General features: G+C 64.5%; 14 protein-coding genes. 10 read left to right on the top strand and 4 right to left on the bottom strand.

The window, feature by feature from the left end; genetic code table 11:
• The first annotated feature begins 267 nt into the window (after nt 1-267).
• From glgX to BDD21_RS19245, 4 genes are all read left to right on the top strand, one after another.
• Nucleotides 268-2,358 carry a glycogen debranching protein GlgX gene (gene glgX / locus BDD21_RS19230; RefSeq protein WP_120798531.1) on the top strand — a complete coding sequence of 697 codons (2,091 nt, stop codon included), beginning with the start codon at nt 268-270 and terminating at the stop codon, nt 2,356-2,358.
• A 154-nt stretch (nt 2,359-2,512) separates the two neighbouring features.
• Nucleotides 2,513-3,742 carry a polysaccharide deacetylase family protein gene (locus BDD21_RS19235; protein ID WP_120798532.1) on the top strand — a complete coding sequence of 410 codons (1,230 nt, stop codon included), beginning with the start codon at nt 2,513-2,515 and terminating at the stop codon, nt 3,740-3,742.
• Nucleotides 3,743-3,792: 50 nt separating this feature from the next.
• Entirely contained in the window at nt 3,793-4,812 is a 1,020-nt protein-coding gene (locus BDD21_RS19240) for a hypothetical protein (protein ID WP_120798533.1), read from the top strand.
• Nucleotides 4,813-4,997: 185 nt separating this feature from the next.
• Nucleotides 4,998-5,675 (top strand): SOUL family heme-binding protein, encoded by a 678-nt coding sequence (locus BDD21_RS19245; RefSeq protein WP_245969695.1) that lies wholly within the window; start codon nt 4,998-5,000, stop codon nt 5,673-5,675.
• A 49-nt stretch (nt 5,676-5,724) separates the two neighbouring features.
• On the opposite strand, the gene BDD21_RS19250 is transcribed toward BDD21_RS19245, so the two are convergent.
• Together BDD21_RS19250 and BDD21_RS19255 are read right to left on the bottom strand one after the other, a co-directional pair.
• The gene (locus BDD21_RS19250) at nt 5,725-5,913 is read right to left on the bottom strand and encodes a hypothetical protein (RefSeq protein WP_120798534.1); all 189 of its coding nucleotides are present in this window, start codon (nt 5,911-5,913) and stop codon (nt 5,725-5,727) included.
• Nucleotides 5,914-6,078: 165 nt separating this feature from the next.
• On the bottom strand, nt 6,079-6,402 hold the full coding sequence (locus BDD21_RS19255) for a DUF1840 domain-containing protein (RefSeq protein WP_120798535.1): 324 nt from the start codon (nt 6,400-6,402) through the stop codon (nt 6,079-6,081).
• A 300-nt stretch (nt 6,403-6,702) separates the two neighbouring features.
• Here BDD21_RS19255 and BDD21_RS19260 point away from each other — a divergent pair, with 300 nt between their 5' ends.
• The 5 genes from BDD21_RS19260 (at nt 6,703) to fghA (ending at nt 11,767) form a co-directional block, all read left to right on the top strand.
• On the top strand, nt 6,703-8,376 hold the full coding sequence (locus tag BDD21_RS19260) for a glutamine--tRNA ligase/YqeY domain fusion protein (RefSeq protein ID WP_120798536.1): 1,674 nt from the start codon (nt 6,703-6,705) through the stop codon (nt 8,374-8,376).
• Nucleotides 8,373-8,957 (top strand): DinB family protein, encoded by a 585-nt coding sequence (locus BDD21_RS19265; RefSeq protein WP_120798537.1) that lies wholly within the window; start codon nt 8,373-8,375, stop codon nt 8,955-8,957. Before BDD21_RS19260 ends, BDD21_RS19265 begins: the two co-directional genes overlap by 4 nt.
• Before the next feature lie 14 nt (nt 8,958-8,971).
• A complete protein-coding gene (locus BDD21_RS19270; RefSeq protein ID WP_120800016.1) occupies nt 8,972-9,631 on the top strand; it encodes a uracil-DNA glycosylase family protein in 660 nt (219 codons plus the stop codon).
• Nucleotides 9,632-9,718: 87 nt separating this feature from the next.
• The gene (locus BDD21_RS19275; protein WP_120798538.1) at nt 9,719-10,828 is read left to right on the top strand and encodes an S-(hydroxymethyl)glutathione dehydrogenase/class III alcohol dehydrogenase; all 1,110 of its coding nucleotides are present in this window, start codon (nt 9,719-9,721) and stop codon (nt 10,826-10,828) included.
• Between the two features lie 93 nt (nt 10,829-10,921).
• Nucleotides 10,922-11,767 (top strand): S-formylglutathione hydrolase, encoded by an 846-nt coding sequence (fghA, locus tag BDD21_RS19280; RefSeq protein ID WP_120798539.1) that lies wholly within the window; start codon nt 10,922-10,924, stop codon nt 11,765-11,767.
• Between the two features lie 28 nt (nt 11,768-11,795).
• On the opposite strand, the gene BDD21_RS19285 is transcribed toward fghA, so the two are convergent.
• Nucleotides 11,796-11,963, bottom strand: a complete 168-nt coding sequence (locus BDD21_RS19285) for a cupin domain-containing protein (RefSeq protein WP_425470262.1) — start codon at nt 11,961-11,963, stop codon at nt 11,796-11,798.
• A gap of 179 nt (nt 11,964-12,142) precedes the next feature.
• Here BDD21_RS19285 and BDD21_RS19290 point away from each other — a divergent pair, with 179 nt between their 5' ends.
• The gene (locus BDD21_RS19290) at nt 12,143-12,580 is read left to right on the top strand and encodes a rhodanese-like domain-containing protein (protein WP_120798540.1); all 438 of its coding nucleotides are present in this window, start codon (nt 12,143-12,145) and stop codon (nt 12,578-12,580) included.
• A 185-nt stretch (nt 12,581-12,765) separates the two neighbouring features.
• Here BDD21_RS19290 and BDD21_RS19295 read toward each other — a convergent pair whose 3' ends face one another.
• A complete protein-coding gene (locus BDD21_RS19295; RefSeq protein WP_245969697.1) occupies nt 12,766-14,442 on the bottom strand; it encodes a cation:proton antiporter in 1,677 nt (558 codons plus the stop codon).
• Nucleotides 14,443-14,447 lie beyond the last annotated feature (5 nt).

The following is a 14,447-nucleotide window of genomic DNA, read 5'->3' on the forward strand; positions in this document are numbered from 1 at the left end:
CGCGCCAGCTCCGACGAATGCCGGAACTGGCGCGGTTTAAAATCTTGAAAAAATTAAATTTTAAACCGCGTCTCACCGAGATCGAGGATATCTCCAAAACCAAACGCAACGTGAAAATGACGCCTATCGCTCTGGACGCGGTTTAGTGGACGGGACTCATCACGGATCCGGGTTAACGGGCCGCGTGTTATTCTATTTTCTTTCGCGGGTCCGCCGACGCCGCCAACCCTGCCGAGCTTGCTCGGTTTGACCTCAGCCATTACAGCCATGCCAGTCGATCAAGGTCCTTTTCAGATCCTTCCGGGTCGACGCTACCCCAACGGGGCGAGCGTCGAAGACGACGGGGTCAACTTCTCCGTGTTCAGTCGCCATGCCTGCGGAGCCGAGCTGCTGCTCTATCGCAGCGCGGACAGCGCGGAGCCCTTCCAGATCATCCGGCTGGATCCGGAGGTCAACCACACCTTCTTCTACTGGCACGTTCTGGTCGTGGATCTGCCGCCCGGGACGCACTACACCTGGCGCATGGAGGGTCCGTTCGAGCCTCGTGCCCACGGCTGGCGTTTCGATGCCGGCACCGAACTGCTCGATCCTTGGGCACGCGCCGTGAATCTCTCGCATTGGGATCGCTGGAATCGCCTGAACAACGGGGTGAAGCCGCATGACTCGCCCCGCGGCTTGGTCCTCGCCGAGGAGTACGACTGGGAAGGCGACACGCCGATCCGCCGCCCCACCGAGCAGACCATCATCTACGAGCTCCATGTCGGCGGCTTTACGCGGCATGCCAGCTCGGGCGTGCATCATCCCGGAACCTTCCTCGGTCTGATCGAAAAGATCCCCTATCTGCAGGATCTCGGCATTACCCATGTCGAGCTGATGCCGGTCATGGCGTTCGACGAGCAGGACGTCCCGCCGGGTGTCTGGGAGGCGGGGCTGCGCAACTTCTGGGGCTACAGCAGCTTCGGCTTCTTCTCGCCCCATCCCGGTTACTGTGTCACCCCCGAGCAGGGCACGCATCGGCGCGAGTTCCGCGACATGGTCAAGGCCCTGCACAAGGCCGGCATCGGCGTCATCCTGGATGTGGTGTTCAACCACACCAGCGAGGGCGGCAACGGCGGTCCGACCATGAGCTTCAAAGGGCTCGGAAACGAGACCTTCTATTGCCTGGATACCCTCGACAAGAGCATCTATCTGGATTTCACGGGCTGCGGCAATACGGTCAACGCAAATCACCCCGTCGTGTCTCGTTTCATCATCGACGCGCTTGAGTATTGGGTCCGCGAGATGCACGTGGACGGGTTCCGTTTCGATCTCGCCAGCGCCATGGCGCGGGACGCGGACGGCCGGCCGATGGCCAATCCGCCCGTGCTCTGGGCAATCGAGCTCTCCGATACGCTCAACGCCTCCAAAATCATCGCCGAGGCATGGGACGCCGCCGGTCTTTATCAGGTCGGCAGCTTTCCCGGCTATCGCTGGATGGAATGGAACGGCTGCTTTCGCGACAGCGTGCGGCGGTTCGTTCGCGGCGACCCGGGACTGGTTCCGGAGATCGCGACCCGGCTCGCGGGCAGCAGCGACCTCTATCAGGCCAACCTGCGTCAGCCCATCAACAGCGTGAATTTCGTCACCTGCCACGACGGCTTCACCCTCTGGGACCTCGTCTCCTACGAGCGTAAGTACAACCGCGCCAACCGCGAGGAGAATCGCGACGGGACCGACAACAACCTGAGCTGGAACTGCGGTGTCGAGGGCGAGACCGAAAATCCCGAGATCCTCGCGCTGCGCCGGCGTCAGGCCAAGAACCTCTTGACCCTCATGTTCATGAGCCAGGGTATCCCGATGCTCTTGGCCGGGGACGAGGTGCTGCGCACCCAGCAGGGCAACAACAACACCTGGTGCCAGGACAACCCTCTGGGCTGGTTCGACTGGTCGTTGGTCGAGCGCAATGGCGACATGCTGCGGTTCGTGCGCGGATTGATCGCCTTGCGCAAGCGTCATGCGAGTCTGCGTCGCCGCCACTTCCTGTCCGGCCAGCCGCGCAACGGCAGCGATCTTCCGGACGTGGTCTGGCACGGAACCACGCCGGGCGATCCGCCCTGGGAGGACCCGGACGCACGGGTGCTCGCCTTCACCTTGGCGCGTGCGCGCCAAGACGACGACGTGCTGTGTGTACTCATCAACATGGATGCGGAGGCGAAACGGTTCGAGATCCCGGCAATCGAGCAATGTCGTTGGTACACCGCCCTCGACACCGGACGTGCCAGCCCGACCGATCTCATCCCGCCCGAGGATCAGATCGCGCTCGAAACAGCCTCCGTGCTGGTGCGCTCGCGCAGTATTCAGATCTTCGAGGGGCGCTAAACCGCGTCCAGAGCGAGATGCTCACTTTCGCGCCAGCTCCGACAGTTGTCGGAGCTGGCGCAGCCAAGCTAATCCAACACACTACGCATATCGCACCGGGCGCGGTTTAAGGCGCCGACGATTCATACAGGCATCCCCCTGACTGTGGTGATCCATGACTCGGACCGACATCCATCACGCCCTCGGGTTGCACATGCACCAGCCCCCCGGCAACCTGCGGCTCCTGATCGATACCAATCCTTGGGAGGCCGAGGAGATCATCCGCTGCTACGAGCGTGTGCCGCGCTATGCCTTGCAGTATCGCGATGTCGCACGACTGCATGTCGGGTTTTCAGGTGTCTTGCTCGAGCAGCTTCTCGACCCCGAGATCGTCGACCGGTATCGTCACATCGTCGACATCCCGGCGATGCTCCAGGGCTATCGCGAGGCCGACAACATCGAGCTGATCGGCATGGGCTACTCCCATCCGATCTTCCCCTTGATCCCGTATGCCGATTGGTCCGAGCAGCTTGCCTTGGGGCGAGCACGGATGGAGCAGGTCTTCGGCCGGGCGCCACGCGGCTTTTGGCCCCCGGAGATGGCCTTCACCATGGCGATGATCCCGGCGCTGGTGCAAGCCGGCTACGACTACGTCGTTGTCGACGGCGTGCATGTCCGCCCGGAGGACGGCATCAGCGACATCTTTCGCCCTTACATCGCGTGCCATGAAGGTGTGTGCATCAACGTTGTCCCGCGCGATCGCGATGTCTCCAACGCCCAGGAGAGTGGACTGAATCCACGTTGGTTTCGCGACGAGGTCCTGTGGCGGACCGCTGGCTCGCCGCGGCCGGACGAGAGACGCCTCGTGACGACCTGGTCGGACGGCGAAAACGGCGGCTGGTTTCGCCAAACCCACGAGCCATCCGGATTCTTCGGTCACTTCTTCGCCCCTTACATGGGACAGGTGCGCGACGGGACCTGCCCGATCATCCCGGTGCGTCTGGCGGACTATCTCGGTCGGGTCGCGCCGACGGCCTACGCGCAGGTCCAAACCGGTGCCTGGAATGTCGGCTCCACCTCCGGGGAGGATCTCTCTCAGTGGGCGGGCAGCGAGCGCCAACGCGAAGCCGTTGCGGAGATCGCACGGCTCAGTGCCCGCTATTGGCAGCTCATGCGTGGATCTGCGGACGCGACCGCTCGGTGCGCCGAGCCCCTGTCGCGTGCCCGTCGTTTGATCCTCGAGGCCGAGACCAGCTGTTTTCTCTTTTGGGGTGATTCCTGGATCCCGCACCTGCATGCACGGACCCATGAGGCATCCCTCGCATTGGACGAGGCGGAGATCGCGATCGTGCAGCCGTCCCGTGCCGATGCGATCGGGCTTGGTTTGGACGGCCTCGCGGAGTGAAGCGGACGCTCGTTCCACGGTTCCCTTTACGAGAACGCGGGACGCATCTCGTGCTCGCGAGCGCAGGGGACGGCGGTCTCCGCGCCTTCTGGCACCTCTCGGGCGACGACGTCATCCCCGCCGCGGCCGGTTTCCGGCCCGACGGTCCCAAGCCGGTGCCCGTGCTGCGTCTGAGGTGTCTTCATGCCGGGGGTGCAACGCAGGTTCAGGAAATCACCCTGCAGCTGCGTAGCCCGGGCGGTCACGGGGAGCAGGTCTTTTCGGTCGATGCACGGCCCGCACGTTACGACGCCGAGCTGGGTCTGAGCGATGCGGCGGGCGGTTGGGTGATGCTCGCCCGATCCAACGTCCTTGATCACGGCGCGCGGGTCGATGTCCGCTTGCCGACCGCCGAGAGTGTCGGGGCATCCTCCGATGGGTTGAGCAAGGCTCCGGCGCCCGCTGCCACACCGCAGACCGATCCTCCGAAGTCGGGATCGGCAGCGACGCCGTCGCCAACGGTGCAAGAGCCGCTTGGCTCGATCTCTATCGTTCCCGAGCAGACCGGAATCCGCGCCATCGACGTCTTGGCCCAACGCGGCGCGCGCCTTGGTCTCGGTGCCGGTCGCGATCCGGACCTTGTACCCGATCGCGAGTCAACGCCGGCCGCCGAGATCCCGGTCCAGCCCGATCATGCCGATCATGCCGATCAATCGCCGACCAGGTTCCGGGATTCCGAATCCGACGCTCCACTCTCGCGCGACGCCGTACCGTCATCGCAGAGCGAAGTTACCGAAGTTGCCATGCCCGAGCCGGCTGACTCCCCCGAGCGGCGTTCGAGCCCATCGCCGACTGCACCGATGCGTTACGGCCAGCCGACGCCTGGCGGAGTCGAGCTGTTGATCGAGGCCGAGCTGCGCATCAACGGCTGTGCTGCACCCGGCACGCTGATCGATCTCTTCGGACAGCCTTACCGTGTCGGACCGGGAGGCCGGTTTCAGCTCGTCATTCGGGTCGATGATCCGGAATTGATCAAGCGGGCCTTCGAGCTGAATCCGCCGGACCTGCCCGATCGCCCCGCCGACGCCTGAATGCGGCGGCGGGGCGGTCATACGGCCGAGCGTTGCCGAGTGGCTGGTCGGCCCGGGAATGCCGAGTGACACGCGTCTTTGCCTCCTGTCGTCGTCGACCTTCTCCTTCTCGCCCACGCCTCCATGTTTCACCTCGAACCCGATGTCGACACCGATGTCGAAACCGTGAACACGGGGTAGCTTTCATGATCGGATCAAGATCCACCACTCGGCGCGAGATAACGACACTGGTCTGCGCCTTTCTCATGTTGTTCGGAGGGACCGAAGCGATGGCCGTCGAGGAACCGGATTACAGGGTTGTTCGAACCTTTTCCGATTTCGAGCTTCGTCGTTATCCGTCGTATGCGGTGGCTGAAACCGAGGTCGCCGGCCCCTTCGACGAGGCAGGGAATCAGGCGTTCCGCATCCTTGCGGGCTACATCTTCGGAGATAACCGCGCGGACACCAAGATCGAGATGACGGCGCCGGTCACCCAGCGGCCGGCGGCGGGCGAGGGTGAGCGCATCGAGATGACCGCGCCCGTGGTGCAGCGCCCGGCGAGCGGTACCGAGGGCGAGACCTTTGTGGTCAGCTTCGTCATGCCGGATCGGTTTACGCTGGACACCCTGCCCGAGCCCGTCGACCCGCGGGTGCGGTTGCGTGAAGAGCCCGGCAAGCTGATGGCGGTGCGGCGCTATTCCGGACGCTGGACCGAGACGCGTTATCGCGAGAACGAGGCTCAACTCCTGCGTGCCGTCGAGGAGGCCGGACTGAAGCCCCTCGCCGCGCCCGTCTATGCGCGCTACAACTCGCCCTTCTCGCTCTGGCTCATGCGGCGTAACGAGGTCATGGTCGAGGTCGCGGAGACCGGGACGAATCCCTGATCGAGTGCGACGCGCATCTGTGCGCACTCGACCTGCCTCGACGCGGTTTTCAACGGGTCTCGATGGATTGCTCCGAGAGCATCGGCGCCGCGCCGGACGTCCCGGCCTGTTCCTTTTCGCGTGCCTCGGCGTCCTCGCGCCGGATGCGGCGGATCACGGCGAGCTGCCACAGACAAAAGCCCATGGCGCTGCCGAAAAAGAGGAGCGCCTGGAGTGATTTGAAGGTGGAGTATTCCATCTGGCCTCCGTTTGGCTGAATTGCGGTTTGATGGTTGGTGATCGATCCGACGCCGTGCTCCGGCTTGCGCAGATCGCACCGCGTGGCTCCTCGAAGATCGTTTCAACCGGACCGCCGCTCAACGCTGTCCTTTACATGGAATTCCGAAACCGCGTCGGGCGCGCTTCAGTCCCACATCACATAGGCGTCGTCCGCCGCCGCCGCGGTCAGCAGCTCGATCAAGGGCAGCGCCCGATGCGCGAGACTGACGTACTGGCCGTCTTTGCCGTCTCGCGGAGCCGCTTGAGAGCCGCTCGGAGTCGGGTCGAGCGGCGTTTCCGCATGCTCCTCCACCGCGGCCTTGAGTTTCGTCAGGGCGGCGGGGATGTCCTCCGGCATGAGCGCCCCGGGGACCGCACCGCTGTGTCCCATCAGCTTGAGGAGCGTGACGGCCACGTCCCCGAACATGGTGATATCGGCATACGCCTTGGTTCGAAATGTAACCAGCATGAACGATGACCTCGACCTGGCTGAGTGTGTCCCGGGCGGACGGCAGACCAGAATAGCGCAACTCGCTCCGGCAGGTGCGACCTCAGCGCGAAGGTCGCGGGGGGCGATCCCGAGCCGTCGACGACCCTTTCAATCCGGCCGGCAAGCGCTAGAATGCGGTGCTCGGGCCCGCTTCGGGGATCGCACGGCCCACTCGCCGATCTCAGTTAAACCGCGCCAGCCCCAGCGGTCGTCACGTCTGCCGGGGCCGATCCCATCCAAAAACATCGCATACCGCGCCGGGCGCGGTTTAAGGGCACTATGAGCGACACCGTCGAGACGCCACGCACCAACTTTATCCGCCAGATCATCGAGGCCGATCTGGCCGCCGGCAAGCACACGCACATCGTCACGCGCTTCCCGCCGGAGCCGAACGGTTATCTGCATATCGGGCACGCCAAGTCCATCGTTCTGAACTTCGGTCTTGCGCAGGCGTTCGGCGGCACCTGCAATCTGCGCTTCGACGATACCAACCCGCACAAGGAAAACGTCGAGTTCGTCGACTCCATCAAAGCGGATGTGCGTTGGCTCGGTTTCGACTGGGGCGATCGGGTCTATTTCGCATCGGATTACTTCGAGCAACTCTACGGGTTTGCGATCGAGCTGATCGAGAAGGGCCTCGCCTATGTCTGCGATCTGAACGCCGAGGAGACGCGCAACTACCGCGGGACCCTCACCGAGCCCGGCCGCGACAGCCCCTACCGCGATCGCACGGTCGAAGAGAATCTGGACCTCTTCAGGCGGATGCGCGCCGGCGAGTTCCCGGACGGCGCCCGCACCCTGCGTGCGCGCATCGACATGGCCTCCCCGAACATCAACCTGCGAGACCCGGTGCTCTATCGGATCAAGCACGGGGTCGTCCATCATCAGACTGGCTCCGCCTGGTGTCTCTATCCGACCTACGACTACACGCATCCCATCTCCGATGCGCTCGAAGGCATCACGCACTCGCTGTGCACGCTCGAGTTCGAGGACCATCGCCCGCTCTACGACTGGTGCGTGAACAACGTCTCGGTGCCCTGCAAGCCGCGTCAGATCGAGTTCAGCCGGCTGAATCTCGAATACACGGTCATGAGCAAGCGCCGCCTGACCGAGCTGGTCGGCGAGCGTCATGTCCATGGCTGGGACGACCCGCGCATGCCGACCGTCGCCGGCTTGCGACGCCGCGGCTACACGCCGGGTGCGATCCGCGACTTCTGCGAGCGGGTCGGGATCACCAAATCGGACAATCTGGTCGAGATGGCGTTGCTCGAGAGCACGATCCGCGAAGACCTGGATGCGACCGCGCCGCGTCGGATGGCCGTGCTGCGGCCGCTGAAGGTGGTCATCACCAACTATCCGGAGGGTCGAACCGAGTCGATCGAGGCACGCAATCATCCCAAGGATGCTGAGATGGGCGAGCGCGCGGTCCCGTTCGGTCGCGAGATCTATATCGACCGGACCGACTTCGAAGAGATCCCTCCGAAGGGGTTCAAGCGTTTGGTGCCCGGCGGCGAGGTCCGCTTGCGCAACGGTTATGTGATTCGCTGCGACGAGGTCGTGAAGGATGCCGAGGGTGCGGTCGTCGCCTTGCATGCGAGCGCGGATCTCGACACGCTCGGCCGCGATCCTCAGGGCCGCAAGGTGAAAGGCGTCATTCATTGGGTCTCGGCCGAGCACGGGATTCGGGCCGAGATCAGGCTTTACGACCGTCTGTTCCGCGTTCCGGTACCGGGCGGCGGTGGAGCGGATTTCCGCGGCGACATCAATCCCGAGTCCTTGCGCATCCTGACCGACGCGGTCCTCGAGCCCGCCTTGCAGGGCGCGGCGCCCGGCGAGCGCTTCCAGTTCGAGCGCGAGGGTTATTTCGTGGTCGATGCCGATGCGACGCCCGAGCGGCCGGTCTTCAACCTGACCGTCGGGCTGCGCGACACCTGGGGCAAGGGCCGATCATGAGGGGAGGCGCACCGGACAACCTCGACCCGCTGCGCGCCCTGATCCCTTGGCACGAGCGTCGTGCCGCGGATCTCGGTCTGCGTCTTTACGCGTCGTTCGTCTCCCCGGCAGCGATCCTGCGGGCGTTCCGACGCGATGCGCTGCAGGCCAGAACGCTCGCGCAAGGTCTCTCCGAAGAGCAGGGGAGGGCTCGGATCCGGATCGCGCGCTTTCCGGGGATCGAGGAGAGCAGCCGCGACTGGTCCGTCTACATGACGCTCGACCACCTCGTCATGGTCAATACCGCCGTCATGGTCCTGATCCACGCGATCTGCACCGATCACAATCACGGTGCCGAGATCGTTTTGGAGGACGTCCGGCCGCATGATGATGCCGGACCGGACAGGATCACGGCGTTGGGGGCGGCGGTCGAGCGCTACACGGACGTGGTCCAGCGATTGGGCACGCTGCGATCGCGCGAGCGGCACCCGCATCCTTGGTTCGGTCCGCTTAATGCACGTCAGTGGCACGCCGTGGCCGCGATCCACAATCGCACGCATCGCGCTCAGATCGAAAAGATCCTGCGGCGTCTTCGGGCATGAGCTCGGGCGAGAGGATGCAAGGCATCGACGCGCTCGGTCACCTGTATCGCGATCTGGTCGACTGTCGGCGTTGCCCCGGGATGCAGGGGCCGCCCGTGCACGGTCAGGCGGTCGTCTCGCCGGTCATGATGGTCGGCCAAGCCCCGGGCACGCGCGAGATCCTGCAGGGCATTCCGTTTTGCTGGACCGCGGGCAAGACGCTCTTTCGTTGGTTCGAGTCCATCGGGATCGACGAGTCGACCTTTCGCAGCCGCGCCCTCATGAGCGCGGTCTGCCGCTGTTTTCCCGGCAAAGCCCCGAAAGGCGGCGACCGCGTTCCCGATGCCGCCGAAGTCGAGCGCTGCAGCGGCTGGTGGCGCACGGAGGTCGAGCTTTCGCGGCCCCGATTGATCATCCCGGTCGGCAAGCTCGCCATCGTCCAGTTCATGGCGTCCAAGCGTCTGAACGATGTTGTCGGAGCCCAATGGTCTTATCGCTCCCCGAGTGGGTTGGAGGCCGACCTCATCCCGCTCCCGCACCCCTCGGGCGCCTCGACCTGGTTCAAGATGGAGCCGGGTAAGACCCTGCTGGAGGTGGCGTTGTCCCTCATCGACGCGCACCCGGCCTGGCAAGAGATTCGGACTGGGTCTGCCATGGGGCGTGCGTCGCCCGCCCATCGGGGCGGCGCTGCCTAAACCGCGTCCAGAGCGAAACGCGTCATTTTCACGATCCTGTGTCGCACCCGCGCCGTCCCATTCCGCCGATCACCTCCGGAGAGCACCATGAAAGCAAGAGCCGCCGTCGCTTGGGAGCCCGCAAAGCCCCTGTCCATCGAGGAGATCGAGGTCGAGGGTCCGAAGGAGGGCGAGGTCCTGCTCAAGGTCATCGCCTCGGGCGTCTGCCATACGGATGCCTTCACGCTGTCCGGCCAGGATCCGGAGGGTGCCTTCCCCTGCGTGCTCGGTCACGAGGGCGGCTGCGAGGTGGTGGAATGCGGGCCGGGCGTGAAGGGTCTGAAGCCGGGGGACCATGTCATCCCGCTCTATATCCCGGAGTGCGGCGACTGCGAATACTGCAACTCGACCAAGTCCAACCTCTGCCAATCCATCGCCTCGACGGTCTGGACCGGCTACATGCCGGACGGCACACGTCGCTTCTCGCACAAGGGCAAGCCGATCTTCCACTACATGGGCTGCTCGACCTTCTCCGAATATACGGTCGTGCCCGAGATCGCCCTGGCGAAGATCAATCCCGCGGCACCGCTCGACAAGGTCTGCCTGCTCGGCTGCGGTATCACCACCGGCATCGGTGCGGTCTTGAACACGGCCAAGGTGGAGGCCGGCTCGACGGTTGCCGTCTTCGGCCTCGGCGGGATCGGCCTGTCCGTCATCCAGGGCGCGGTGATGGCGAAGGCGGCCCGCATCATCGCGGTGGATCTCAACTCGGCCAAGTTCGAGATGGCGCGAGCGCTCGGCGCCACCGACTGCATCAACCCGAGTGAGCTGACCGGCAGCGTCACCGAGGCGATCGTCGAGATGACCCACGGCGGTGTGGATTACTCCTTCGAATGCATCGGCAACGTGGACGTGATGCGACAGGCGCTTGAGTGCTGCCGTATGGGCTGGGGTGTCTCGACCATCATCGGTGTCGCCGGCGCCGGACAGGAGATCCGCACCCGGCCGTTTCAACTGGTGACCGGCCGCACCTGGAAGGGCAGCGCCTTCGGCGGGGTCAAGGGCCGCACCCAGCTGCCGGGCTATGTCGAGCAATACCTGGCCGGCGAGATCGAGGTGGACCGCATGGTGACCCACACCATGCCGCTGGACGACATCAACCGCGCATTCGATCTCATGCACAGCGGCGAAAGCATCCGCTCCGTGATCCTGTTCTAAACCGCGCCGGCTCCAGCGGGCGTCAAATCTGCCGGGGCCGATCCCATCCAAAAACATCGCATACCGCGCTGGGCGCGGTTTAAGGAGGTCACGATGGAGCGCATCGAACGCATTCGCGAATTCGGCGGCTGGTTGGAGCGCTACACCCACGACTCCACCGTCTGCAACTGCCGCATGACCTTCTCGGTCTACCTGCCGCCGCAGGCCGAGGCCGCCGCGGTCCCGTCCGTGTATTTTCTCTCCGGGCTGACCTGCACCGACGACAACTTTCGGGTCAAGGCCGGCGCCCAACGCTATGCCGCGGAGCTGGGTCTGGCGCTCGTGATGCCGGACACCAGTCCGCGCGGCGAGCAGGTGGCCGATGCGCCGGACCGTTACGATCTTGGGCAGGGCGCCGGCTTCTACATCAACGCCGCACATGAGCCTTGGGCCGCGCACTATCGGATGTTCGACTATGTGAATCTGGAGCTGCCGGCCTTGGTGGAGCGCACGCTGCCGCTGATCCCCGGGCGGCGCTCCATCACCGGGCATTCGATGGGCGGGCACGGCGCCTTGATCAGCGCACTGAAGAACCCCGGCCTCTACCGCTCGGTGTCCGCCTTCGCGCCCATCTGCAACCCGGTCGAATCCGGCTGGGGTCGCGGTTGCTTCGCGGCCTATCTGGGCGACGACCCTGCGTGCTGGAAGGACTGGGACGCCACCGAGCTGATCCGCGCGGGTGCGGAGCCGATGCCCTTGTTCATCGATCAAGGCACTGACGACGAGTTTTTGCTCGAAGGCCAGCTCAGACCCGAGGCATTGTCACAAGCCTGCAAGGAACGCGGCATCCCGCTGATCCTGCGGATGCAGCCCGATTACGACCACAGCTACCACTTCATCGGGACCTTCATCGGGGAGCACCTGGCCTACCACGCGCGCGCCCTGACGGCCCGGAGCTGAGCTCGCGCGTCCGCCCGATCGGCCCGTGTCATAGCCCGCCGACGCGCACGTAGATCAGACACCCCGCATCCGAAAACGGGGTGTGCTGGCTCATGTGTGGACTACGGATCCAGGTCCCTTCCGGATAGCGGCCGTGCTCGTCGGCGAATTCGCCCTCGAGGATCGGTCGAGGTGCGTCGCCGCCGTCGAAGGACATGTTGCGACGGTCGATGCCCGCGTCAACGCACCCGTGAGGCCGAGCGCGTGATCCGTGGTCGGTCCAAGGGGTTTTCCGAAAATTTTTGACTCCCGAGGTTGTGCTGAGGCCAGGAGGCACAACTTCCCCCGCGTGCGCTCGTTACATCACGTGAGCAGTTCAAAAAGGAGCTTATTCTCATGTCCGTTCTTCGATCCGTCCGACACCACGCAGTCGCTGTGCTCGCCGCCCTCTCCCTCATCGGCGGGGCGGCGCAAGCCGACTCGACCCTGACCGCAGCCGAGGCGCTGGAGAAGTCCCGCGCCGGCGAGATCACCTTCATTGATATCCGCACCCCGGCCGAATGGCGACAGACCGGAATCGCGACCGGCGCGCTTACGATCGATATGACCGCGCCGACCTTCGTGCAGGATCTCCTGAAAGCCGTCGAGGGTGATCGGAACGCCCCCATTGTTCTCATTTGTCGTACCGGAAACCGGACCGGCTACACTCGAGACGCCCTCGAGAAGCTGGGGTTCACCAACGTCTCGCATGTTCCGGAAGGCATGGCGGGAAGTCGGGCGGGTCCGGGCTGGGTGCGCCGAGGGCTACCGGTGGAAAGCTGCAAGACCTGTTGAACCGCGTCCAGAGCGAAATGCGTCACTTTCAGTTTGTGTTCAGCGTCGGAGGCTTCCTCGATCTTGGCGAGACGCGGTTTAAAATTTAACCTTCTCAATCCATCAAGCCGCGCCAGCTCCGTCAGTCGTCGGAGCTGGCGCGGCCAAGCCATCCAACACATGACGCATACCGCACCGGGCGCGGTTTAGGACGTTGCATCGGCTTCGCTTCGGCGACGTATGATGGCCATGATGTTGTCCGCGGCAAAATCCACCGCGTCGCGGAAGGGGTACAGAATGACAGGGGCCCCCATCTGCCAGAGTTGCGCGCCTTGTGCGTCGTCGCGTGCGACGACGGCAATCTCGCCGGAGAACCGACGCTCGGCCAACGCATAGAGCAGGACGCGGTTTGAATCCAGTTCCGGCAGGGTGCTGATGGCCCAGCGCAGTCCATCCATGGGGAGACTATCCAAAAAGGCGGCGTCGTGACCATCGCCGAAGCGCACGTTCAAGTCGGTTTCGGCTAAGCGACGCACGACGTCCGGATCACTATCCACACCGATCACCTGCAGGCCCTCGTCGCTCAGCCGTCGTGCCAAGCGGAGTCCGTAGCGGCCAAGCCCGATCACCAGTACCTCCGGCTGCGCCTCGTCCGAAGTGGTATCTTCATCGCCGAGTTCGCGGTAGGGTCGGCGTCGCTCGAACACCCCGAGCAGAGGCGCGAGCGTGCGGTACAAGGGATGCGAGTACAGGATCATGTAGGTCGACAGTGTGATGGTGATCAGCCCGACCAAGGTTGTCAGCCCGAGTGCCTCCACCCCGACATGCCCTAGGCTGATGCCCATCGCCACGAAGACGATCGAGAATTCGCTGATCTGGGCCACCGTCAGACCCGCCAAAAACCCCGTTCGCTTGCGATAGCCCATCCCGCCCATGATGGCCATCACGATCAACGGATTGCCGATCAGCACGAACAACGACAGCCAGATCGCGGGCCAGACCTCGGCACCGAGGGTCGTCATGTCAAGCTCGGCGCCGAGATGGATAAAAAAGAACAACAGCAGAAAGTCGCGGATGCCCGTCAGGCGCGCGCTGATGACCTCGCGATAGGCCGTCGATGCCAACGAGAAACCGGCCAGGAAGGCACCGGCTTCTTTGGAGAAGCCAACCCACTCGCCAAGGGCCGCGAGCCCGGTTCCCCACGCGATTGCGAAGATCAGGAGCAACTCCTGCGAGCGCGCGATGCGATGCAGGAGATCCGGGAGCACGTAGCGCATCAGCACGAACATCAGCAGCGCTGCGGCCGCGATGCGCCCCACCAGCGCGATCGCGACGATCCAGGCCGACGCGTCGGCGCCCGTGCCGAGCGAACTCATCGCCATCATCGCCAGCACGACGGCGATATCCTGCACGATCAGGAAACCGATCGCGATGCGCCCGTGCAGCGCGTCGAGCTCGCCCTTGTCGGAGAGCAGCTTGACGATGATGATGGTGCTCGAGAAGGTCAGTGCGACCGCGACGTAGAGCGATTCGACCAGTCCCTTGCCCAGGGCCAGGATGATCAGGAAGCCGAAGACGATCGTAAAGGCGAGCTGGCCCAATCCGGTGGCCAAGGCGACCGGGCCGATGTCGCGCACCCGGGTGAGGTCGAGCTTCAGTCCCACCACGAACAGGAGCACCGCCACGCCGACCTGGGCGAGCACCTCGATCTGATCGTGGGAACTGACCAACGCGAATCCCGCCGGGCCGACCGCGATGCCGACGACGATGTAGGCGATCAGCAGGGGCTGTTTCAGGCTCACCGCAATCGCGCCCGCAACGGCCGCGATCACCATGAGGAGCGACAGCTCCGCAAAGGCATCGGTCATCGCAACCCCGCCCATCGCGC

The organism is Thiocapsa rosea (assembly GCF_003634315.1).
Classification (GTDB): Bacteria; Pseudomonadota; Gammaproteobacteria; order Chromatiales; family Chromatiaceae; genus Thiocapsa; species Thiocapsa rosea.